Origin of the sequence: Streptomyces sp. NPDC093064 (assembly GCF_044754605.1) — a bacterium.
Taxonomy (GTDB): domain Bacteria; phylum Actinomycetota; class Actinomycetes; order Streptomycetales; family Streptomycetaceae; genus Streptomyces.
On sequence record NZ_JBIVPK010000083.1, the window covers coordinates 1 to 19,877 of the forward strand.

General features: G+C 71.0%; 18 protein-coding genes and 1 pseudogene. 9 read left to right on the plus strand and 10 right to left on the minus strand.

Going from position 1 to position 19,877, the window contains the following annotated elements; all coding sequences use genetic code 11:
• Positions 1–126 precede the first annotated feature (126 nt).
• Positions 127–1,344: an RNA-guided endonuclease InsQ/TnpB family protein gene (locus ACIQFZ_RS40945; RefSeq protein WP_402693706.1), complete on the plus strand. Its 1,218-nt coding sequence runs from the start codon at positions 127–129 to the stop codon at positions 1,342–1,344.
• Between the two features lie 52 nt (positions 1,345–1,396).
• Here ACIQFZ_RS40945 and ACIQFZ_RS40950 read toward each other — a convergent pair whose 3' ends face one another.
• The 3 genes from ACIQFZ_RS40950 to ACIQFZ_RS40960 form a co-directional block, all read right to left on the minus strand.
• On the minus strand, positions 1,397–1,996 hold the full coding sequence (locus ACIQFZ_RS40950; RefSeq protein ID WP_365777436.1) for a hypothetical protein: 600 nt from the start codon (positions 1,994–1,996) through the stop codon (positions 1,397–1,399).
• A 167-nt stretch (positions 1,997–2,163) separates the two neighbouring features.
• Entirely contained in the window at positions 2,164–2,988 is an 825-nt protein-coding gene (locus tag ACIQFZ_RS40955; protein ID WP_383063055.1) for an MOSC domain-containing protein, read from the minus strand.
• Between the two features lie 56 nt (positions 2,989–3,044).
• Positions 3,045–3,512 carry a DUF6643 family protein gene (locus ACIQFZ_RS40960; RefSeq protein ID WP_365427345.1) on the minus strand — a complete coding sequence of 156 codons (468 nt, stop codon included), beginning with the start codon at positions 3,510–3,512 and terminating at the stop codon, positions 3,045–3,047.
• A gap of 296 nt (positions 3,513–3,808) precedes the next feature.
• On the opposite strand from ACIQFZ_RS40960, the gene ACIQFZ_RS40965 reads away from it, so the two are divergent.
• Positions 3,809–5,206: a TerD family protein gene (locus ACIQFZ_RS40965; protein WP_402693714.1), complete on the plus strand. Its 1,398-nt coding sequence runs from the start codon at positions 3,809–3,811 to the stop codon at positions 5,204–5,206.
• Between the two features lie 12 nt (positions 5,207–5,218).
• Here the strand turns inward: ACIQFZ_RS40965 and ACIQFZ_RS40970 are convergent, their stop codons facing one another.
• Positions 5,219–6,418, minus strand: coding sequence for a glycosyltransferase (locus ACIQFZ_RS40970; protein WP_402693707.1), 1,200 nt, complete (start codon positions 6,416–6,418; stop codon positions 5,219–5,221).
• Positions 6,419–6,457: 39 nt separating this feature from the next.
• On the opposite strand from ACIQFZ_RS40970, the gene ACIQFZ_RS40975 reads away from it, so the two are divergent.
• From ACIQFZ_RS40975 to ACIQFZ_RS41000, 6 genes are all read left to right on the plus strand, one after another.
• Entirely contained in the window at positions 6,458–7,243 is a 786-nt protein-coding gene (locus tag ACIQFZ_RS40975; RefSeq protein ID WP_365427341.1) for an aspartate/glutamate racemase family protein, read from the plus strand.
• 128 nt (positions 7,244–7,371) lie between these two features.
• Complete coding sequence (locus ACIQFZ_RS40980) at positions 7,372–7,914, plus strand: hypothetical protein (protein ID WP_376404107.1); 543 nt, start codon at positions 7,372–7,374, stop codon at positions 7,912–7,914.
• A 55-nt stretch (positions 7,915–7,969) separates the two neighbouring features.
• On the plus strand, positions 7,970–9,580 hold the full coding sequence (lnt, locus tag ACIQFZ_RS40985) for an apolipoprotein N-acyltransferase (protein ID WP_383063064.1): 1,611 nt from the start codon (positions 7,970–7,972) through the stop codon (positions 9,578–9,580).
• A gap of 78 nt (positions 9,581–9,658) precedes the next feature.
• Positions 9,659–10,138, plus strand: coding sequence for an NUDIX domain-containing protein (locus ACIQFZ_RS40990; RefSeq protein WP_365427333.1), 480 nt, complete (start codon positions 9,659–9,661; stop codon positions 10,136–10,138).
• Positions 10,139–10,192: 54 nt separating this feature from the next.
• Positions 10,193–10,987: a 3-hydroxybutyrate dehydrogenase gene (locus tag ACIQFZ_RS40995; protein WP_402693708.1), complete on the plus strand. Its 795-nt coding sequence runs from the start codon at positions 10,193–10,195 to the stop codon at positions 10,985–10,987.
• Between the two features lie 85 nt (positions 10,988–11,072).
• Positions 11,073–13,013, plus strand: coding sequence for a helix-turn-helix domain-containing protein (locus tag ACIQFZ_RS41000; RefSeq protein WP_402693709.1), 1,941 nt, complete (start codon positions 11,073–11,075; stop codon positions 13,011–13,013).
• Positions 13,014–13,069: 56 nt separating this feature from the next.
• On the opposite strand, the gene ACIQFZ_RS41005 is transcribed toward ACIQFZ_RS41000, so the two are convergent.
• Complete coding sequence (locus tag ACIQFZ_RS41005; protein WP_402693710.1) at positions 13,070–14,455, minus strand: MFS transporter; 1,386 nt, start codon at positions 14,453–14,455, stop codon at positions 13,070–13,072.
• A gap of 1,189 nt (positions 14,456–15,644) precedes the next feature.
• Here ACIQFZ_RS41005 and ACIQFZ_RS41010 point away from each other — a divergent pair.
• On the plus strand, positions 15,645–16,862 hold the full coding sequence (locus ACIQFZ_RS41010) for an RNA-guided endonuclease InsQ/TnpB family protein (RefSeq protein ID WP_402693711.1): 1,218 nt from the start codon (positions 15,645–15,647) through the stop codon (positions 16,860–16,862).
• A 134-nt stretch (positions 16,863–16,996) separates the two neighbouring features.
• On the opposite strand, the gene ACIQFZ_RS41015 is transcribed toward ACIQFZ_RS41010, so the two are convergent.
• The 5 genes and pseudogenes from ACIQFZ_RS41015 to ACIQFZ_RS41035 form a co-directional block, all read right to left on the minus strand.
• Positions 16,997–17,293 carry a GYD domain-containing protein gene (locus ACIQFZ_RS41015; protein ID WP_402693712.1) on the minus strand — a complete coding sequence of 99 codons (297 nt, stop codon included), beginning with the start codon at positions 17,291–17,293 and terminating at the stop codon, positions 16,997–16,999.
• Between the two features lie 259 nt (positions 17,294–17,552).
• Positions 17,553–17,819: an IS30 family transposase gene (locus tag ACIQFZ_RS41020; protein ID WP_402693715.1), complete on the minus strand. Its 267-nt coding sequence runs from the start codon at positions 17,817–17,819 to the stop codon at positions 17,553–17,555.
• Entirely contained in the window at positions 17,798–18,076 is a 279-nt protein-coding gene (locus tag ACIQFZ_RS41025; protein ID WP_402693716.1) for a transposase, read from the minus strand. Before ACIQFZ_RS41025 ends, ACIQFZ_RS41020 begins: the two co-directional genes overlap by 22 nt.
• Positions 18,004–18,714 carry a transposase gene (locus ACIQFZ_RS41030; protein ID WP_402693713.1) on the minus strand — a complete coding sequence of 237 codons (711 nt, stop codon included), beginning with the start codon at positions 18,712–18,714 and terminating at the stop codon, positions 18,004–18,006. Before ACIQFZ_RS41030 ends, ACIQFZ_RS41025 begins: the two co-directional genes overlap by 73 nt.
• A gap of 173 nt (positions 18,715–18,887) precedes the next feature.
• Positions 18,888–19,785 (minus strand): annotated as a pseudogene (locus tag ACIQFZ_RS41035) (IS3 family transposase); the annotation flags it as partial.
• Positions 19,786–19,877 lie beyond the last annotated feature (92 nt).

The following is a 19,877-nucleotide window of genomic DNA, read 5'->3' on the forward strand; positions in this document are numbered from 1 at the left end:
GAAGAAGCGCTCGACTGCGCCTGCGGCCTCTACCTCAACGACCCCACCGCCTGGACCACACCACCCTCCACGAACTAACGCGGAGCAGCACTAGGTTGATCGCACCGGTCGAAGGGGGGTGTTGTCATGCTGTCCGGTCGCCGCTACCTGCTCGATCTCTCGCCCGAGCAAGAGGAGATGTGTGAGGAGTTCGGCGCTATCTGCCGGTCGGTGTGGAACACGGCGCTGGAGCAGCGTCGGGAACATGGGCGGCGCGGGGCGTGGATGAACTACGTGCCGCAGTGTGCCGAGTTGGCCGATGCCAAGCGTGAGCACCGGTGGTTGAAGGCGGCGCCGTCGCACGCGTTGCAGCAGACGCTGAAGGATCTGGACCGGGCCTGCCGGGTTCACGGCACGTTCAGGGTGCGGTGGCGGTCGAAGGCACGTTGGTCGCCGTCGTTCCGGTTCCCCGACGCCCAGCAGATCAGTGTGGAGCGGCTGGGGCGCAAGTGGGGCCGGGTCAAGCTGCGAAGCTGGGCTGGGTCCGCTTCCGCTGGTCCCGCCCCCTCGGTGGTGAGATCCGTTCCGCGGCCGTGTCCCGCAAAGGCGGCCGGTGGTTTGTGTCGTTCCTCGTGGACGACCAGGCCGCCACGCCCGAGCGGCACGCCATGCCCGGTACCGCCGTGGGTATCGACCGGGGGGGTCAAGACCGCCGTCGTCACCTCGGACGGCGACTTCCACGGCCGGCCGTTCATCACGGCCGGCGAGATCGTCCGGTACCGGCGCCTGCAACAACGCCTCGCCCGGTCCAAGCGCGGCAGCGCGAACCGGCACAAGACGATCACGGCCATGGGCCGCATCATGTCCCGGGTGTCGGACCGGCGTGGGGACTTCTGCGCGCAGATTGCCGCCCGGATCGTCGCGAAGAATGCCCTGGTGGTCCTCGAAGACCTGCGGATCAAGAACATGTCCGCCGGCGCGTGTGGCACCGTGGCCGCGCCCGGCCACAACGTCCGCCAGAAGGCCGGGCTCAACCGGGCCATCCTGGACAAGGGGTGGCACCGCCTCGAACTCGCCCTTGCCAACGTGGCCCGGTACACGGGCACGCGCGTGGTGAAAGTCAATCCCGCGTACACGTCGCAGCGGTGCTCCGCCTGTGGCTTCGTCACGGAAGGAAACCGCGAGAGCCAAGCGGTCTTCCGGTGCAAAGCCGCAGGCTGCGGATACCGCGACCATGCCGACGTGAACGCCGCGAAGAACATCAAGGCCGCAGGACATGCGGTCTCAGCCTGTGGAGACCTTGGCACCAGCCGGTCCGTGAAGCAGGAACCCGTACGCCGGGCGACCGGCCGAACCCCCTCATAGGGGAATCCCCGAGCTTCAACCCGGGGAGGAAGTCAACAGAGCCCAAAGGCCGTCAGCTGCCGGTGCCGGTACGGCCCCAGTCCGGGCCCGCGCGGTCCCAGGCCTGGTCCCAGCGCGCGTACCGCCGGCGGACCAGGCGCCAGACGATCAGCCGGCGTATCCCCTCCACCAGGCCGGCGGCCAGCATGCCCGCGCCGCAACCGGCCAGCACCGCATGGGTCGTGGCCGTCGTGGAGTCCAGAGGGCGGGTCACGGTACGGCCGTGTCCGTCCGTCCACAGCGTGAAGTGGTCGCCGGGGTGGGGGGACCTCAGGCTCGTCGTGACCGGGCCGTGCTGCCGGGTGCCGTCCGGGGCCGTCCAGTCGGCGAGGACGCGGCTGCGCAGCTCCCGTCCCGTGGTGATCTCCGGGTCGGGATCCGGCCGGTTCAGTATGCGCACCACCGTGGCCGCCACCGGGTGCCGGGACTGGCGCTGCTCGCGCACGGACTGCTGAAGGGCGTGCTGGGCGAGGGAACCGGTGAGGGAGCCGAGCACGGGGGCGGCGACCAGGATGAGCAGCAGCGCGGCCAGGGCCACCCAGGCTTCGACGAGGTCGGTCGTGCGCCGCAGCGGGTTGTGCCGCCAGCGCCAGAGTCCGCTGATTGCTCGCACAGTTACCGCACCCCCCTTCCCCCTCCGTGATAACCCCGGCCGGAACAGTTCGCCCCCTCGCCGGCCGAAGAGAGAGGGAAATCACCTCGGGCCGGGCATTCTCACGAACTCCTCACGAAAGCCGAACGACCTGTCCCCGCTCCGGGGTTCCCGCCCGTGGCCCGAGGTCATTCGAGAACGGTGACTGGGTCGCCGAGCCGGATGGTGCCGGTGGACTCGGGCACCAGGTTCTGACCGAAGACCAGTTCGCCTCCGAAGCGGCGGTGGCGGCCGAGGGTGCGCAGCGGTTCCTTGCCGCGGGCGCCGGTGGTCTGGTCGGTGGTGGTCACCACGCACCGTCCGCACATCTTGGCGACCCGGAAGGGGACTTCCCCGATCGCGATGCGCGACCAGTCGTCCTCGGCCCAGGCGGGGGTGCCGGCCACCACGACATTGGGCCGGAAGCGGTTCATGGGCAGCGGGCCCTCGTCGGCGTGATCCCCCTCGGCGATCAGGGAGTTGAGGGAGGCGAGGGAGGAGAGCGTGGTGAGCAGCAGCGGGAAGGCGTCGGCGAAGGTCACTGTCTCGCCCGGCAGGGCGTAGGCCGGGTCGACGGGCCGGCGCGTGGCGGGGTCGTCCAGGTGGACCAGGCGGACGTTGTTCCCGGTGAGGCTGCTGCACCAGGCGTGGGTGGCGTCGTCCGCCGGGACGGCCTCCACCTTCTCGCCGAAGATCTCCAGGGTCACCGTGTCGCCCGGCGCGGGGACGGAGACCGTGAACGGGGTGAGTCCGGGTGCGGAAAGGCGGAGGCCGCCACCGGGCTCGGGTTCGGCGGCGGCCAACGCGAGGTGCGGCTGCTGGCGTTGCGTGACGACCTTTCCCCCGTCGTCGATCAGCGCCCAGCGCCGGTCCCCGGCCAGCCCCCAGGGCTGGGCGACGGCTTCTGCGAGCGGGACGGCTCGCAGTGCTTTGACCGGGTGGATGTGCAGCGCGTGCAGTTCCGCGTTCCCCATGGCCTCATCCTGCCAGGCGGCACGGACAGCCGGGGAGCGGACGGCCCTGGAGTGGATCAGTAACCGCGGTACTGCTGGTTGCCGTACGGGTCCTGGTAGGGCGCCGGGGCGGGCCGCGGGGTCGCGGGACGCATGGCCTCGTAACCGGTGCCGCTCGTCATCGGGCGTGGTGGCTGCGGCTGCTGCGGGCCGGGATACCCGCGCGGCGCGGAGGCCTGTTGCGGGATGTAGGGCGTGGGCGCCGGCTGCGGGGGGACGGGCTGCGGCGCCTGCGGGTAGCCGTAGGAGGGCTGGGGCGGGGCCGCCGGGAGGGCGGGCAGCGCCGAGGGCAGCGCGGGCAGGTTGCTGCCGGTGCTCATCGGGCCGCCCGCGGTCAGGTGGCTGCCCGTGTCGTACGGCGCCGGAACACGGATGGGGGCGATCTGCGGGGTTCCTCGCTCGGCCACGAGCGAGTCGTAGATCGGGGTGTCCGGGAAGGAGGCGGAGTAGTAGCCGCCGCCATAACTGGAGCGGGGGGAGGTCATGGCCATAAGTAAAGCCCACGATGTGCTGGTTGGGGAGACCGATAAGAAGGTTGTTTTCCGTGTCGGCAGTGACGTGAGGTCCCCAATATGAGCGAACTTGGCTAAAAAGGGGCATCGAGCAAGGCTCGGATGGTGTATGAGCCGATCTTCGGGCCGGGTTACCGGCGGTCGGCCAGGCGTGTTCCGGTGCTTCTCATGGGAGTTCGGTGTCGTCGGGCTTAGGTTGGTCGGGTAGCGAGCCGACGGACTGCCGGGGCCACGGCCTGTCCGACATGTGATGGGGGCGAAAGATGTCCATGCCGAAGGGGTCCAACACGCCGGTGCCCGCCACCGCCCTGCGCGTCGAGGTGGGCTGGCGCCCCGGTCCGGGCATTCCCGACGCGGACGTCTCGGCGCTGCTGCTGGTGGGCGGAAAGGTGCGTTCCGACGCGGACTTCGTCTTCTACAACCAGCCGGCCCACCCCTCCGGCGCGGTCCGGTACGAGGGCAAGGACACCCTCGGCGGCCTGGAGACCGACACTCTGCTCGTCGACCTCGCGCGCGTGGAGCCCTCGATCGAGAAGGTGGTGCTCGCAGCCTCCGCCGACGGCGGCACCTTCGGACAGGTGCCCGGCCTCTACATCGAGGTCCGGGACGCCGCTCGCGGCACGGTGGCCGCGCGGTTCGACAGCACCGGCGCGAGTGTCGAGACGGCGTTCGTGCTCGGCGAGTTCTACCGCCGTCAGGGCGCCTGGAAGTTCCGGGCCGTCGGCCAGGGCTACGGCAGCGGTCTCGAGGGCCTGGCCACGGACTTCGGCATCACCGTGGACGAACCGCAGCACACGCCGCCGCCCCCTGCCCCGCGGGCATCCGGCATGGCGCCGCCGCCACCCGCGCCGGCCCCCTTCCCGGCCACGCCCCCGCCGGTCGGACCGCCGGTTCCCCTCCCGCCGCCGGTCGCGCCCCCGGTCACCGCGCCGCCGTCCGGCTCACCCGCGTCGCCGTTCGGCGCACCCGCGCCCACCCTGCCCGCGTTCGCCACGCCCACGCCCACGCCCACGCCCGCCGCGGCCCCGGTCCGCCTGAGCAAGGTGACGCTCACCAAGGCGGCCCCCTCGGTGTCGCTGACCAAGCAGGGCGGAACCGCGGGCGCCATGCGCGTGAACCTCAACTGGGAGGTGCGCAAACAGTTCTCCGGCTGGGGCAGCAAGCGCGGCCGTGCGGTGGCCATGCACAGAGACCTCGACCTCGACCTGTGCGCCCTCTACGAGCTGTCGGACGGCCGCAAGGGCGTCGTCCAGGCCCTCGGCAACGCCTTCGGCGCGCTGCACCAGCCGCCGTACATCCACCTCGACGGCGACGACCGCACCGGCGCTGTCGCCGACGGCGAGAACCTCACCATCAACCTCGACCACAGCGGAGACTTCCGCCGCATCCTCGTCTTCGTGACCATCTACGAAGGCGCCCGCTCCTTCGCCGACCTGCACGCCACGGTCACCCTCCAGCCGCAGCACGGCGCCCCCGTCGACTTCTCTCTTGACGAGTGCACGGTGCCCTCGACGGTGTGCGCACTCGCCCTGATCACCAACACCGGCGGCGACCTCGTGGTCCAGCGGGAGGCCCGCTACCTGGTGCCCGAACGCGGGATGAGCCCGCAGCGCACCATCGACCGCGCCTACGGCTGGGGCATGAACTGGACCCCCGGCCGCAAGTGAACGGTCACCCGCTCACCCCTCGTCGGGCACGGCGTCCGGACGCGCGTACGTGCGGCCCTTCCAGGCCGCACCGCGGCCCCGGTAGTGCTGCACCGCCGAGTCGACCGTCATCAGCAGATAGAGGAACGCGGTGAACGGCAGTAGGGGAGCGAGCCACAGAGGCTGCCGGTAGTAGCGGAGCATCGGGACGTACGTCGCCGCCATCACCAGCCAGGCCGGACCACCGGCGAGCGCCGCCCCCGCGTCGCCCGCCGCCAGGCCCACGGCCAGCGCCACCGGCGGCACCAGGTACACCAACGCCAGCCCGGCGACCGTGCCGAGCAGCAGCAGCGGGTTGTGGCGCAGCTGCGCATAGGCGCTGCGCGAGACCATCCGCCACAGGTCGCGCAGCCGCGGATAGGGGCGCACGCTGTCCACCCGCTCGGCCAGCCCCAGCCAGATGTGGCCGCCGCCGGCCTTGACGGCCCGGGCGAGGGCCACGTCGTCGATCACCGCCTGCCGGATCGCGTCCGGGATCCGCGCCCGCTCGGCGGCCTCGGCGCGCAGCAGCACGCAGCCGCCCGCGGCCGCCGCCGTCCGCGCCCCGCGGCGGCCGATCCGGCGGAAGGGGTACAGCTGCGCGAAGAAGTAGACAAAGGCCGGTACGACGAGCCGCTCCCACCGGCTCTTGACGCGCAGGCGGGCCATCTGCGAGACGACGTCGAAGCCCCCGGTGCGTGCCGCCGCCACCAGATGGCGCAGGCTGTCCGGGGCATGGGCGATGTCGGCGTCCGTCAGCAGCAGGTAGGCGGGCCCACGCGCGCGTGCCAGGCCGATGCCGTGCCGTACCGCCCACAGCTTGCCCGTCCAGCCGGCGGGCGGCTCACCCGGTGAGGCCACGGTCAGCGGCAGCCCGCCGTGCCGCCGCGCCAGTTCGCGGGCCAGCTCCCCGGTGCCGTCGCGGCTGCCGTCGTCGATCAGGAAGACCTCCGCCCGGCCCGGATAGTCCTGGGCGAGCAGGGAGGTAAGGCTCTCCGGCAGGACGCCGGCCTCGTCCCGCGCGGGGACGACGACGCACACCGACGGCCAATCGCCCGGGGCCGGGTCCTCGCGGGGTGGAAGTCTGACGTCCGTACGCCAGAAGAAGCCCTGGCCGAGCAGCAGCCACAGCCAGGCGGCGAGTGATCCGACGGCACTCCACTCGATCACGCTCACCCGCGCAGTCTGCCCCACCCGGGCGGCCTGTTCGAGGGGATCGACTATCGTGGCCGGGTGAAGATCGCGCTCATGGACTCCGGGATCGGGCTGCTGGCGGCCACCGCCGCGGTACGGCGGCTGCGCCCCGACGCAGATCTCGTGCTCTCTCTGGACCCCGCTGGCATGCCGTGGGGTCCGCGCACGCCGGAGGACCTCACCGAGCGCGCCCTCGCCGTCGCCGAGGCCGCCGCCGCGTACGGCCCGGACGCCCTGATCGTCGGCTGCAACACCGCGACCGTGCACGCGCTCACCGCCCTGCGGGCCGCCCTGGAACCGGACCTGCCGGTCATCGGCACGGTGCCGGCGATCAAACCGGCCGCGGCCGGCGGCGGACCCGTCGCCATCTGGGCGACGCCCGCCACCACCGGCAGCCCCTACCAGCGGAACCTCATCCGCGACTTCGCCGACGGCGTGCCGGTCGCCGAGGTGCCCTGCTGGGGCCTCGCCGAGGCCGTGGAGCACGCGGACCAGACGGCGATCGACGAGGCCGTCGCCGCGGCCGCCGCGCTCACCCCCGCGGATGTGACGACCGTCGTCCTGGGCTGCACCCACTACGAACTGGTCGCCGACCGCATCCGGGCCGCGGTCCGGCACCCGGACGGCCCGCCGCCGGCCCTGCACGGCTCGGCGGGCGCCGTCGCCGCCCAGGCGCTGCGCCGGATCGGCGCCCGGCCCGAACCGGAGACCGCGGCCGAGGGCGGCGTGACCGTACTGCTGAACGGACGGGAGGGCGTCCTGCCCGCCCCGGCCCTGGCCTACACGGAAGGCCGACTCCTCCAGCAGGTCGCCCCCGCCCGCTGACCCGGACCGCGACCCGGGCCGCGACCCGGGCCGGCCACCCGACGCGTCCCGTCCGGGTGCGGCCGCCCGGTCCCATCACCCTGTGCGACGCGCTACCCGCGCAGCGAAACCTGAGTAACCTCATGGGTATGAGGGACCACCCCCATCCCGAGAACAGTTCCCATCCCGAGGTGTGGACCGGACGGGCCACCAACCGGATGCAGTGGCTGCTGGCGCCCGCCGGCGCCGCCTGCATGGCACTGGGCATCGAGCTGGCCGTCGACTCCGCCTGGACCTCCGGCATCGCCCCGCTGGTGATGTCCGTCGTGGGCTGCATCGCGGCCGGGCTGCTGGTCCTCTTCGGCACCCTCGCCTTCGTGCACGTCGCCGTACGGGTCGACCACGAGTGCCTGGAAGTGCGCTGCGGGCACATCGGCCTGCCGCGCCGCCGCATCCCGCTCGCCCATGTCGCGGGCGCCGAGTTCGCCCCCCACGTCACCCCGCGCCAATGGGGCGGCTGGGGCTACCGGTGGCGGCCCGAGAAGGGCACCGCGGTCGTCGTACGCCGCGGCGAGGGCGTCGTACTGCGCCTGTGGGACGGCCATACGTTCACGATCACCATCGACAACGCCGAGACGGCGGTGCACGTGATCAGGGACCGGCTCCACCCGCCGGCCCGTGGCCGGGCCTGACCTGCCCGAGCGGCCTGGCCGGTCCCTCGAGGACGGCCGGCCGTACACTCCCGGAGTGACCGTCACCGCAACTTCCGTCGACGAGTCGGACCGGCTGCGACCGCAGGCCGCGCCCGCGCCCTGGAGGGCGAGGCTCCTCCGGCTCGTGCCCGCCGCCGCAGCAGCCCTGTCGGGCGTCCTCCTCTACTTCAGCTTCCCCCCGCGCCCCCTGTGGTGGCTGGCGCTGCCCGCCTTCGCGGTCTTCGGCGGGGTACTGCGCGGACGCACCTGGAAGGCAGCCCTCGGTCTCGGCTACCTCTTCGGCCTCGGATTCCTGCTGCCGCTGCTGGTGTGGACCGGCGTGGAGGTCGGCCCCGGTCCGTGGCTGGCGCTCGTCGCCGTGGAAGCGGTCTTCGTCGCGCTGGTGGGCGCGGGTGCCGCGGCGGTGTCCCGGCTGCCCGTCTGGCCGCTGTGGGCGGCGGCCGTGTGGATCGCCGGCGAGGCGATACGCGCACGCGTGCCGTTCCACGGCTTCCCCTGGGGCAAGATCGCCTTCGGGCAGGCCGACGGCGTGTTCCTGCCGCTGGCCGCGGTGGGCGGCACCCCGGTGCTGGGCTTCGCGGTCGCCCTGTGCGGCTTCGGCCTGTGCGAGGCCGTGCGCCTGGCGGTGCGCAGGCGGCGCGGAGGAGCGGTACGGCGTCCGGCCGCGGCGGCGGCCCTGCTGAGCGTCGCCGTCCCGGTGGCGGGCGCGGTGGCCGCCCGGCCCCTGGTGAGCGACAAGGCCGAGGACGGCACCGCCACCGTCGCCCTCGTCCAGGGCAACGTGCCACGGGCGGGCCTGGAGTTCAACGCCCAGCGGCGTGCGGTCCTCGACTACCACGCGCGCGAGACGGAACGGCTGGCCCAGGCGGTGAAGGCGGGCAAGGCCGCCAGGCCGGACTTCGTGCTCTGGCCGGAGAACTCCTCCGATATCGACCCCTTCGTCAACCCTGACGCGCGTGCCGTCATCGGCATGGCCGCCAGGTCGGTCGGGGTGCCGGTCTCCGTCGGCGGCGTCGTGGAGCGGAACGGCGAACTGTTCAACGAGCAGATCCTGTGGGACCCGGCCAAGGGGCCCACCCAGACGTACGACAAACGGCAGATCCAGCCGTTCGGCGAGTACCTTCCGCTGCGCCCGCTGCTCGGGGCGATCAACAAGGACTGGACGTCGATGGTCCGGCAGGACTTCAGCCGGGGCGACAAGCCGGGCGTGTTCACCATCGGCGGCACGAAGGTGGGCCTGGCCACCTGCTATGAGGCGGCCTTCGACTGGGCCGTGCGCGACACGGTCATATCCGGCGCGCAGATGATCTCTGTGCCGAGCAACAACGCCACCTTCGACCGCAGCGAGATGACCTACCAGCAGCTCGCCATGTCCCGGATCCGCGCGGTCGAACACAGCCGTACCGTCACCGTCCCGGTGACCAGCGGGGTCAGCGCGATCATCATGCCCGACGGGCGGATCACGCAGAAGACCGGCATGTTCGTGCCCGGCTACCTGGTCCAGAAGGTGCCGCTGCGCTCCTCCGAGACGCCCGCCACCCGGCTGGGCACCCTGCCGGAGCTCGCCCTGGTACTGGTCGCGGCCGGCGGCCTGGGCTGGGCCGTCGGCGCCGGACTGCGCGGGCGGCGCGCCCGGAACGTGTAGCCGTACGCCGGACGTACGCCCCCCGGATGCCCCGGACCGCGCCATGGCCCGGGGCACTCGGCCGTTAGGGTCGGCACCATGGCAACTCCCGACTTCATCCGTACGATCAGGGCCTCGGCCGGCAGCCAGCTGCTGTGGCTGCCCGGGGTCACCGCCATCGTCTTCGACGACGACGGCAGAGTGCTGCTGGGCCGCCGCTCCGACACCGGCAAATGGTCGGTGATCGGTGGCATCCCGGAGCCGGGCGAGCAGCCGGCCGCCTGCGCCGTGCGGGAGGTCCACGAGGAGACCGCGGTGCACTGCGTCGCCGAGCGGGTGATCCTGGTCCAGGCGCTGGAACCCGTCACCTATGGCAACGGCGACATCTGCCAGTACATGGACATCACCTTCCGCTGCCGTGCCGTGGGCGGCGAGGCACGGGTCAACGACGACGAGTCGCTGGAGGTCGGCTGGTTCGACGTGGACGCGCTGCCCGAACTGAACGAGTTCGGCCTGTTCCGGATCAAGCAGGCCATGTTCGATGCACCCACGTGGTTCAACCCCACGGAATTGAGCTGAAGTATGGGCCGTGCCCATATGTGGTGCCGCGGGCGGCCTGCCTAGGGTCACCCCATGACCTCGCCCCTCCCCGCTCCGCACACCCCCTCGCTCGACCTCGGCGGCCGCACCGCGCTCGTCACTGGCGCCGCCGGCGGCATCGGCCGCGCCTGCGCGCTGCGGCTGGCCGCCGCCGGGGCGAGGGTCAGAGCCGTCGACCGGGACGCGCCGGGCCTGGACGCGCTCGCCGAGCGGGCGAGCGCGCTGGCCGGCTCCCTCGAACCGCTGGTGCTCGACCTCACCGACCTCGACGCCGCCGAGCGGGCGGCCGCCGGGACCGATGTGCTCGTCAACAACGCCGGGCTGCAACTGGTGCGCCCCATCGAGGAGTTTCCGCCCGAGGTCTTCCACACCGTGCTCACCGTGATGCTGGAGGCGCCCTTCCGGCTCATCCGCGGCGCCCTGCCGCACATGTACGACCGGCGGTGGGGCCGGATCGTCAACATCTCCTCCGTGCACGGCCTGCGTGCCTCCGCCTACAAGTCGGCCTACGTGGCCGCCAAGCACGGCCTGGAGGGTCTGTCCAAGACCACCGCCCTCGAAGGCGCCCCGCACGGCGTCACCTCCAACTGCGTCAACCCCGGCTATGTGCGCACTCCCCTGGTCGAGGCGCAGCTCGCTGACCAGGCCCGGGCCCACGGCATCTCCGAGGAGCGCGTGCTGTCCGAGGTGCTGCTCAAGGACAGCGCGGTCAAACGGTTGCTCGAACCGGTGGAGGTCGCCGAGGCCGTGGCGTACCTGTGCGGCCCGCAGGCATCCTTCGTCACCGGCGCCTCGTTGGTCCTGGACGGCGGCTGGACCGCGCACTGACCGATCGCGATCGCTCGGTTCCTCTTCGCATCCGGGTTTTCCACAGGCTCCATGAGAGGACCGGGCGATGGGTGATCCTGTGGGCATGTCCAGTGATCACGTGCAGTCGGCCCGGCGCTCCGCCGCCAGGACTCCGGCCGGTAGCGCCGAGACCCCCTTTCTCGAGCTGCTGGCCCGGGGCGCGCCCACCGCCGCCTACGAACAGCCGGTGCTGCTCGCTCGCGCCGAGGGCCGGTCGGCCGAGTGGATCGACGCGCTCGAACAAGCCAGACTGCTCGCCCTGCGCGTCCGCGCGGAACTGGAGGGCCGGCGGCGCCGCGAGGCGGAGCTGTCGGCACTGTTCGAGACCGCCCACGACCTGGCGGGGCTGCGCGACCTGGACGCGGTGCTCCAGGCCATCGTGCACCGCGCCCGCTCGCTGCTCGGCACGGACGTCGCCTACCTCACCCTCAACGACCCCGCCCGCGGCGACACCTACATGCGCGTCACCGAGGGTTCGGTGGCCGCAGGCTTCCAGCAACTGCGCCTGGGCATGGGGGAGGGGCTGGGAGGCCTGGTCGCGCAGACGGCCCGCCCCTACGTCACCGACGACTACTTCAAGGACGCGCGCTTCCAGCACACCGGAACCATCGACGCGGGTGTGCGGGACGAGGGCCTGGTCGCGATCCTCGGCGTGCCGCTCATGCTCGGACCACAGGTGATCGGCGTACTGTTCGCGGCCGACCGGCGGGCCCGCGTCTTCGAACGGGAGCAGATCGCCCTGCTCGGCTCCTTCGCCGCCCTCGCCGCGGCGGCCATCGACAGCGCCAACCTGCTCACCGAGACCCGCTCGGCGCTCGCCGGTCTGGAGCGGGCCAACGAGATCATCCGCGACCGCAGCGGCGTCATCGAGCGCGCCTCGGACGTCCACGACCGGCTCGCCGAACTCGTCCTGCGCGGCGGCGGAGTGCACGACGTCGCCGCCGCCGTCTCCCAAGTGCTCGACGGAGTCGTCGAGTTCACCGAGGCCGCCATCGCACCCGCCGACGCCCTGGAGGCCTCCCGGGCCGAGGGACACGCGGTGCCGTACGGCTCGGACTGGATCGCCGCCGTCACCGCGGGCGGTGAACTGCTCGGCGCGCTCGTACTGCGCGGCCACCCCGGCCTCGACCCCGTCGACCAGCGCACGCTGGAGCGAGCCGCGATGGTCACCTCGCTGCTGCTGCTCGCCAGACGGTCCGCCGCCGAGGCCGAACAGCGCGTCCGCGGCGAGCTCCTGGACGACCTCCTGGACGCCCGGGATCGGGATCCCCGCCTGCTGCGCGAGCGCGCCGCCCGGCTGCACGCCGACCTCGACGCTACGCACGTCGTGCTCGCCGCCCGCCTCGACGCCCCGTCCGCCGACGCCGAGCAGGAGGCCGCCGCCCGTCACCGCCTGTGGTCGGCGGCCGTTCACCTGGCCGCCACCCGGCACGGACTGGCTGCCGCCCGCGACGGCGGCACGGTGCTGCTGCTGCCGCTGCGCCGCGGGGACAGTGCCACGCAACTGGCCCGCAGAACCGCCCGTCACCTCGGCACCGGGGTGCACGAGGCGGTCACCGTGGGCGCCTCCGCCCCCGTCGAGAACCTGGCCGCCCACCCCGAGACCGTCGCCGCCGCCTACGAGGAGGCGCGGCGCTGCCTCGACGCCCTGCGGCTGCTCGGCCGGGCCGGCGACGGGGCCGCCGCCCAGGATTTCGGCTTCCTCGGCCTGCTGCTGGCCGGTGAGCGGGACATCGCCGGCTTCGTCGACCGCACCGTCGGCCCGGTCGCCGCCTACGACGAGCGTCGCGGCACGGAGCTCATACGCACCCTGGAGGCGTACTTCGCCTGCGGCATGAGCCCGGCCCGCACCAAGGACGCACTGCACGTCCATGTGAACACCGTCGCCCAACGACTGGAGCGCGTCGGCCGCCTGCTCGGCCAGGACTGGCAGACCCCGGCCCGCGCCCTGGAGATCCAACTCGCCCTGCGCCTGCACCGCTTGTCGGCACCGGCGCAGAGCTGACCCCCGTACGCGAGCGGACGTACGGGGGCCGGCCGGACCGGGGGAGCGGGAGGGGATCAGAGGGTACGCGCGCCGGCGGTGCGGGCGGCCGTGGGCCCGGCGCCAGCGGACGCCTCGACGTCGGCGAGGTCGCGGTGCCGGGTCTCCTTGGCCACTCCCACCGCGATCAGCGTCAGCACGGCCGCCGCGATCACGTACAAGGCGATCGGGGTGGAGCTGCCGTAGGCGGACAACAGGGCAGTGGCGATCAGCGGGGCGGGCGCGCCCGCGGCGACGGAGGCGAACTGGGCGCCGATGGAGGCGCCGGAGTAGCGCATCCGGGTCGCGAACATCTCGGCGAAGAAGGCCGCCTGCGGGGCGTACATGGCCCCGTGCAGCACCAGGCCCACGGTCACCGCGAGGACGAGGTGGCCGAAGCCGCTGGTGTCGATGAGCCAGAAGAACGGGAACATCCACAGACCGACCCCGGCAGCGCCCAGCAGGTATACCGGGCGGCGCCCGACCCGGTCCGACAGGGCACCCCAGGCCGGGATCACCGCGAAGTGCACCGCGGACGCGATCAGCACGGCGTTCAGCGCGGACTGCTTGGAGACACCGGCGGAGGTGGTGGCGTAGACGAGGATGAACGCGGTGATCACGTAGTAGCTGATGTTCTCCGCCATACGCGCCCCCATCGCCACCAGCACATCACGCCAGTGATGCCGCAGCACGGACACCAGCGGCAGCTTCTCGGTCCGGCCCTGCGCCGCCTTGCGGGCCTCGGCCTGCGCCAACGCCTGCTGGAACACGGGCGATTCATCGACGGAGAGGCGAATCCACAGACCGACCACGACGAGTACACCGGAGAGCAGGAACGGAATGCGCCATCCCCAGGTACCGAAGGCGCTGTCGGACAGCACCGCGGTCAGCAGCGACAGCACGCCGGTGGCGAGCAACTGCCCCGCGGGCGCGCCGGTCTGCGGCCAGGAGGCCCAGAACCCGCGCCGCCGGGCGTCCCCGTGCTCGGACACCAGCAGCACGGCCCCGCCCCACTCACCGCCCAGCGCGAATCCCTGGACCAGACGCAGCACGGTGAGCAGCACCGGAGCCGCGCTGCCCACCGTCGCATGGGTGGGCAGCAACCCGATCGCGAAGGTGGCCCCGCCCATCATGAGCAGGCTCAGCACCAGCAGCTTCTTGCGCCCCAGCCGGTCACCGTAGTGCCCGAACACCAGCGCGCCCAGCGGCCGTGCGGCGAACCCGACCGCATACGTCAGGAACGACAGCAGCGTCCCCACCAGCGGATCCGAGCCCGGGAAGAACAGCTTGTTGAACACGAGCGCGGCAGCCGAGCCGTACAGGAAGAAGTCGTACCACTCGATGGTGGTGCCGATGAGACTGGCGGCGACGATGCGGGGAAGGTTGGCCGGTTGCGTCGGGGGAGCGGGCGGTGGGGAGGCCATGGGTGCCACTTCCTCGTGTGCGGTGGGGACGGGGGTAGGTGTCGGCACACGCTAGGAAGGGGCACGTCAGGCGCACATGTGGCGAGCCAACATAGTCTGGCGGCTGGCTATGAGCGCGGCCACCATGCCCGCTCGTGGAGCTGTGATTCAGGGGCTAGAAGCGAGCCGAACGAGGACTGTCCGGGAAGCGTGGTCAGGGGTGAATTGACGGTGCCGTGCTGACTCCGGTGCTGGTTTGGTGCTGACTAAAAGACCACGTCATCACCCGGCTGACTACGCTCCGTTGATCTCGGACATCTGGGGGCTGAGTGGCCCTGAGTCGTTGCGTGGAAGGTGACCGGGCTGACCAGGCCCAGCCTTGCTCTTCAGCTTCTGTGTGTGGGGCGAGGCGCCGCGCTGGATGCGGTGCACGTCCTTCCCAGCAGATTCCTTCGTCTGCTGGTGGTGCAGGGCCCGCATATCTTTGACCAGCGGAAAGGGTCGCAATTGAGGCGGATTGTAGCTCGATGGCCCGGGAATGGCCCGGGCCTTGGCCTGAGGCTCGACGCGGCGGACGCCCGGGATCCACCTGGGGCAGGCGGATCCCGGTGAACGGTGCCATCGATGGGTTGCGTTGCTGCCCGTTGGAGTCATGTTCAGCGGCGACCGAACAGCTCGGGGCGAAGGTGACTCGGAGCAGCTCCGGCGACGCGGACCTGCTCGGGGGTGGACACCGCAGAGGCGACAGAGCGGTCCGACTTCAGGGAGAGGGTCCGCAAGGTGACGGCGGTCATCTGGGTGCGCGAAGGCCACGAAGTACACGTGAGCCAGCAGGGGCTTGACCCCTGCCGCTCTGCGGCGGATCGGCAAGACGCGCCTGGCCGGCTGGCTTGCCAACCACAGCGTCCGCAACGCTGCCGTGATCGCGGCGGCCGCGGTCGAGGCCGCGCACGCCCAGCACAGCCAGGTACCGGCGAGAAGGACCGCGGCCGCCATGACACGCATCCCGCCCGCGCGGTGGGCCGCCGAGGCCGCTCGGCAGTGCCCGTATCTGGTAAGTGGTAGACCTGACCGGATCTCTTGAGTGTAAGCCCCGTTCTTCAGGACGGGGTTAGCTCTTCCTTGGTGCGGAGCCGCGCGGCGGCGGAGTTCTCTGCGTTGTCAGTGGCGTGCACTATGTTGATCGCACCGGTCGAAGGGGGGTGTTCTCGTGCTGTCCGGTCGCCGCTACCTGCTCGATCTCTTGCCCGAGCAAGAGGAGATGTGCGAGGAGTTCGGCGCTATCTGCCGGTCGGTGTGGAACACGGCGCTGGAGCAGCGTCGGGAACATGGGCGGCGCGGGGCGTGGATGAACTACGTGCCGCAGTGCGCCGAGTTGGCCGATGCCAAGCGTGAGCACCCGTGGTTGAAGGCGGCACCGTCGCACGCATTGCAGCAGACGCTCAAGGATCTGGACCGGGCCTGCCGGGATCACGGCACGTTCACGGTGCGGTGGCGGTCGAAGGCACGTTGGTCGCCGTCGTTCCGGTTCCCCGACGCCCAGCAGATCAGCGTGGAGCGGCTGGGGCGCAAGTGGGGCCGGGTCAAGCTGCCGAAGCTGGGCTGGGTCCGCTTCCGCTGGTCCCGCCCCCTCGGTGGTGAGATCCGTTCCGCGACCGTGTCCCGCAAAGGCGGCCGGTGGTTCGTGTCGTTCCTCGTGGACGACCACGCGGCCACTCCCGGGCAGCACGCCATGCCCGGTACCGCCGTGGGTATCGACCGGGGGGTCAAGACCGCCGTCGTCACCTCAGACGGCGACTTCCACGACCGGCCGTTCATCACGGCCGGCGAGATCGTCCGGTACCGGCGTCTGCAACAGCGCCTCGCCCGGTCCAAGCGCGGCAGCGCGAACCGGCACAAGACGATCACGGCCATGGGCCGCATCATGTCCCGGGTGTCGGACCGGCGTGGGGACTTCTGCGCGCAGAGGGCCGCCCGGATCGTGGCGAAGAATGCCCTGGTGGTCCTCGAAGACCTGCGGATCAAGAACATGTCCGCCGGCGCGTGTGGCACCGTGGCCGCGCCCGGCCACAACGTCCGCCAGAAGGCCGGGCTCAACCGGGCCATCCTGGACAAGGGGTGGCACCGCCTCGAACTCGCCCTTGCCAACGTGGCCCGGTACACGGGCACGCGCGTGGTGAAAGTCAATCCCGCGTACACGTCGCAGCGGTGCTCCGCCTGTGGCTTCGTCACCGGAGGAAACCGCGAGAGCCAAGCGGTCTTCCGGTGCAAAGCCGCAGGCTGCGGATACCGCGACCATGCCGATGTGAACGCCGCGAAGAACATCAAGGCCGCAGGACATGCGGTCTCAGCCTGTGGAGACCTCGGCACCAGCCGGTCCGTGAAGCAGGAACCCGTACGCCGGGCAACCGGCCGAACCCCCTCATAGGGGAATCCCCGGGCTTCAGCCCGGGGAGGAAGTCAATTGTACGTAGGTGGCCCACTCGGGCCCCTCAGCAGGGTTGTAAGGCGCCCTGCTCAGCTGGCTCACCAGACGCCTTCGCTTGCGGTGAGTGGAGGTCGTCAGCCAGTCGCCTTGGCGATGATGCGTTCCATCTCCCCTTGGCCGAAGGCTCGCAGAGTCGTGGAACGGATGTTGCCCACCGCGCCGAGTTGCAGGAGTGCTGCGGTGGCAGTTTCGTCGTCGGGTGCCTCGACGACGGCCACGAGGTCGTATGGACCGACGGTCCAGTAGATGTTCAGGAGCTTCGCCCCGATCTTCTGTGCCGCTGCGCCGAAGGTCTCGGCGCGCTTCGCGGTGTCCTTGTAGTCTCGGACCCCCTGATCGGTCCAGTTCAGCAGCGTGATGTACGTCGGCATGTTCTCTCACCCTTCACGAGGAAACACATCGCGAGGTCAATCCTGGACATCAGGGCTGACACCTGCACGGGATACGCACCCGAACGAGCGATACGGGCACCCGCAGGCGGTTGATCACGGCGGTTGGGTCCCCGCGCCCTGCGCGGTTGCTGCTGTCGCCGGTCTCCTGCGGTCGCGGTGCGATCCGTAGCGGTGCAGTCTGGAAGGCGTGGACTCCAGGCAGGGACGTGTGGGGGCGGTTTCCACTGATCGTTGCGAATCAGTCGTGAGCGAGTGCTGTTGACCAGTCTCGCATCGCCTCAGCCGGGGTGCGGTCACCGAGGACGTAACGGGGGCGCTCGTTGAGCTGGCGGGCGACTTGCGCGAGGTCGCGCGGTGTGTATCGGCTCAGGTTGGTGTCTTTGGGAAAGTACTCGCGCAGCAGCCCGTTCGTGTTCTCGTTGGTGCCACGCTGCCAGGGCGAGTGCGGGTCGCAGAAGTAGATGCGGAAGCCGGTCAGGTCTTCTATTTCTTCGTGGAGACACAGTTCGCGGCCTTGGTCCCAGAGGTCAGGGTGCGCCGCAGTGTGGCCGGCAGTTCTGCGGTCTGCTCGACGAGCGCGTCGCGCACCTGCGGGGCCTTCCAGCCGTGGGGCAGGTGGATGAGGCGGACGTAGCGTGTGGCCCGGTCGACCAGGGTGCCGATCGCGGAGGCGTACCCTTTCCCGATGATCAGGTCGCCCTCCCAGTGACCGGCTGTGCTCCGCTCGTCGGCCTCGCGGGGGCGGGTGTGAATGAGCCGCATGTGCGGGATCGCGTTCTTGAGGGGGGTATGCCGCGGCGCTGCTTGCGGCGGCGGGTGCGTGCCGTGCGTAGCTTGGCGGTGCGCTTGTCGAGGAGCCCGTTGTAGAGGGCGCGGTAGATCGTCTCCGGACAGGCATTCAGCACCGGATCGCCGGGGTGGTGGCGGGCGAGCTGACGCGAGATCTGTTGCGGGGACCAGTGCTGCTGGAGCTTGTCGTTGACGAACTCGCGCAGTGCCGTACTGGCCTGAAGTTTCTCTTCCTTGGGGCGTCGTCTGCGTAGGATCGCCTGGTTGTGTGCCCACCAGGGGTTATAGGACCCGTCGGCCTTGCGGCCTCGCTGCAGCTCCCGGTAGATCGTGGAGCGGTGCTTGCCGAGCTCGTCGGCGATCGCGGCCGCGGAGCGGCCGGCCTGTACACCGTCGGCGATGGCGATCCGGTCGTCCTGGGTCAGATAGCGGGCATCGATGGGCTTGTCGGGCAGGAGCATGCTCCCAGCCTTGATGAACCACACCGACCCGCAGCTGACGGATACGCCCACCTGGCGGGCAGCGGCTGCCCCTTTCAGGCCTCCTCTACGCAGTTCGAAGTACCTCCTGGGCACGGTCAGCGGGAGCTGGTTCGGCGCGTACCTGGGCATGAAGTCATCTCCATCGGGTCGTCGCGACCACCGATGGAAACCGCCGGGTCTCGGGCAGCCGTGGCCGCCGAGCCACTTGCTGCTACTGATTCCTGTTGCGCTCATCGGTGTGATCACTGCCGCGGACATCGCGTCTCGGAACCTGTCAAAGCGATCAAGGCAGGTAGATCGTTCTAACGCTGTGCCGGGATCAGTGGGCCGTCTGGTGCCGGCTTGTTGATCCAGGCTGCTGCGGGGAGTTTTGGGGGCTCCGGTGGCTTGCGGACGAAGCGTTCGGGGTGCTTCGCGTAGACCGCCTGGAGGACGTCGGCGCGCATCTCGCGGAGTTGTTCGGCGAGGCCGAAGTGCACGTCGTAGGGCGTGTGCAGGCCGATCCCGGAGTGCCGGTGTTCCTCGTTGTACCAGGTGAAGAACTGGGTGCACCACGCCCGGGCGTCCTCGAGGGATCCGAAACGGTCCGGGAAGTCGTGCCGGTATTTCAGGGTCTTGTGCTGGCTCTCGCTGTACGGGTTGTCGTTCGACGTCTTCGGCCGCGAATGCGACTTGGTGACGCCGAGACTGGCCATCATCTGGGCGACGTTCTGCGCGACCATCGGGGACCCGCGGTCCGAGTGGATCGTCAACTGACCTGGCTGGATGCCGTACTTGGCGATCGTCTCGGACAGGAACCGCTCGGCGAGGTCCTTTTTTCCCCCGGTCGGCGATCATCCAGCCGACCGTGTAGCGGCTGAAGATGTCGATGATCGTGTAGAGGCAGTAGTAGACGCCCTTGACCGGGCCTTTCAGCTTCGTGATGTCCCAGCTCCAGACCCGGTTCGGGCCCTCGGCGACCAGCTCGGGAACGGTCCGGGGCGGGTGGACGGCCTGGCGGCGGCGTTGACGGACCTCGCCACGGCGTCGCAGGAGCCGGTACATCGTCGACTCCGAGCACAGGTAGACACCCCGGTCGAGGAGGACCGCGTAGATCTCGGCGGGCGCCATGTCGGCGAACTCCGGGGAGTGGAGCACATCGAGGACCCGTATCTCCTCCTGCGGGGTGAGCGCGCGGGGGTGTCGGTGCCGTTTTTGCCCAGGGCTTGATCAAGTTCCCTCGGTTCCCGGGTTGTTGGTGATGCCCAGGAGTGGAAGTGCTCGTTGGGGTTGGTCGCGGATTGCGCGGGTGG

Excerpts from the sequence above, each read along its gene's own strand:
- ACIQFZ_RS41005 (WP_402693710.1), bottom strand. The coding sequence starts at position 14,455 with ATGGCCTCCCCACCGCCCGCTCCCCCGACGCAACCGGCCAACCTTCCC.
- ACIQFZ_RS41015 (WP_402693712.1), bottom strand. The coding sequence starts at position 17,293 with ATGCCGACGTACATCACGCTGCTGAACTGGACCGATCAGGGGGTCCGA.
- ACIQFZ_RS41025 (WP_402693716.1), bottom strand. The coding sequence starts at position 18,076 with ATGCGGCTCATTCACACCCGCCCCCGCGAGGCCGACGAGCGGAGCACA.
- ACIQFZ_RS40945 (WP_402693706.1), top strand. The coding sequence starts at position 127 with ATGCTGTCCGGTCGCCGCTACCTGCTCGATCTCTCGCCCGAGCAAGAG.
- ACIQFZ_RS41030 (WP_402693713.1), bottom strand. The coding sequence starts at position 18,714 with ATGCCCAGGTACGCGCCGAACCAGCTCCCGCTGACCGTGCCCAGGAGG.
- ACIQFZ_RS40960 (WP_365427345.1), bottom strand. The coding sequence starts at position 3,512 with ATGACCTCCCCCCGCTCCAGTTATGGCGGCGGCTACTACTCCGCCTCC.
- ACIQFZ_RS40995 (WP_402693708.1), top strand. The coding sequence starts at position 10,193 with ATGACCTCGCCCCTCCCCGCTCCGCACACCCCCTCGCTCGACCTCGGC.
- ACIQFZ_RS40980 (WP_376404107.1), top strand. The coding sequence starts at position 7,372 with ATGAGGGACCACCCCCATCCCGAGAACAGTTCCCATCCCGAGGTGTGG.
- ACIQFZ_RS40965 (WP_402693714.1), top strand. The coding sequence starts at position 3,809 with ATGCCGAAGGGGTCCAACACGCCGGTGCCCGCCACCGCCCTGCGCGTC.
- ACIQFZ_RS40955 (WP_383063055.1), bottom strand. The coding sequence starts at position 2,988 with ATGGGGAACGCGGAACTGCACGCGCTGCACATCCACCCGGTCAAAGCA.
- ACIQFZ_RS41000 (WP_402693709.1), top strand. The coding sequence starts at position 11,073 with ATGTCCAGTGATCACGTGCAGTCGGCCCGGCGCTCCGCCGCCAGGACT.
- ACIQFZ_RS40990 (WP_365427333.1), top strand. The coding sequence starts at position 9,659 with ATGGCAACTCCCGACTTCATCCGTACGATCAGGGCCTCGGCCGGCAGC.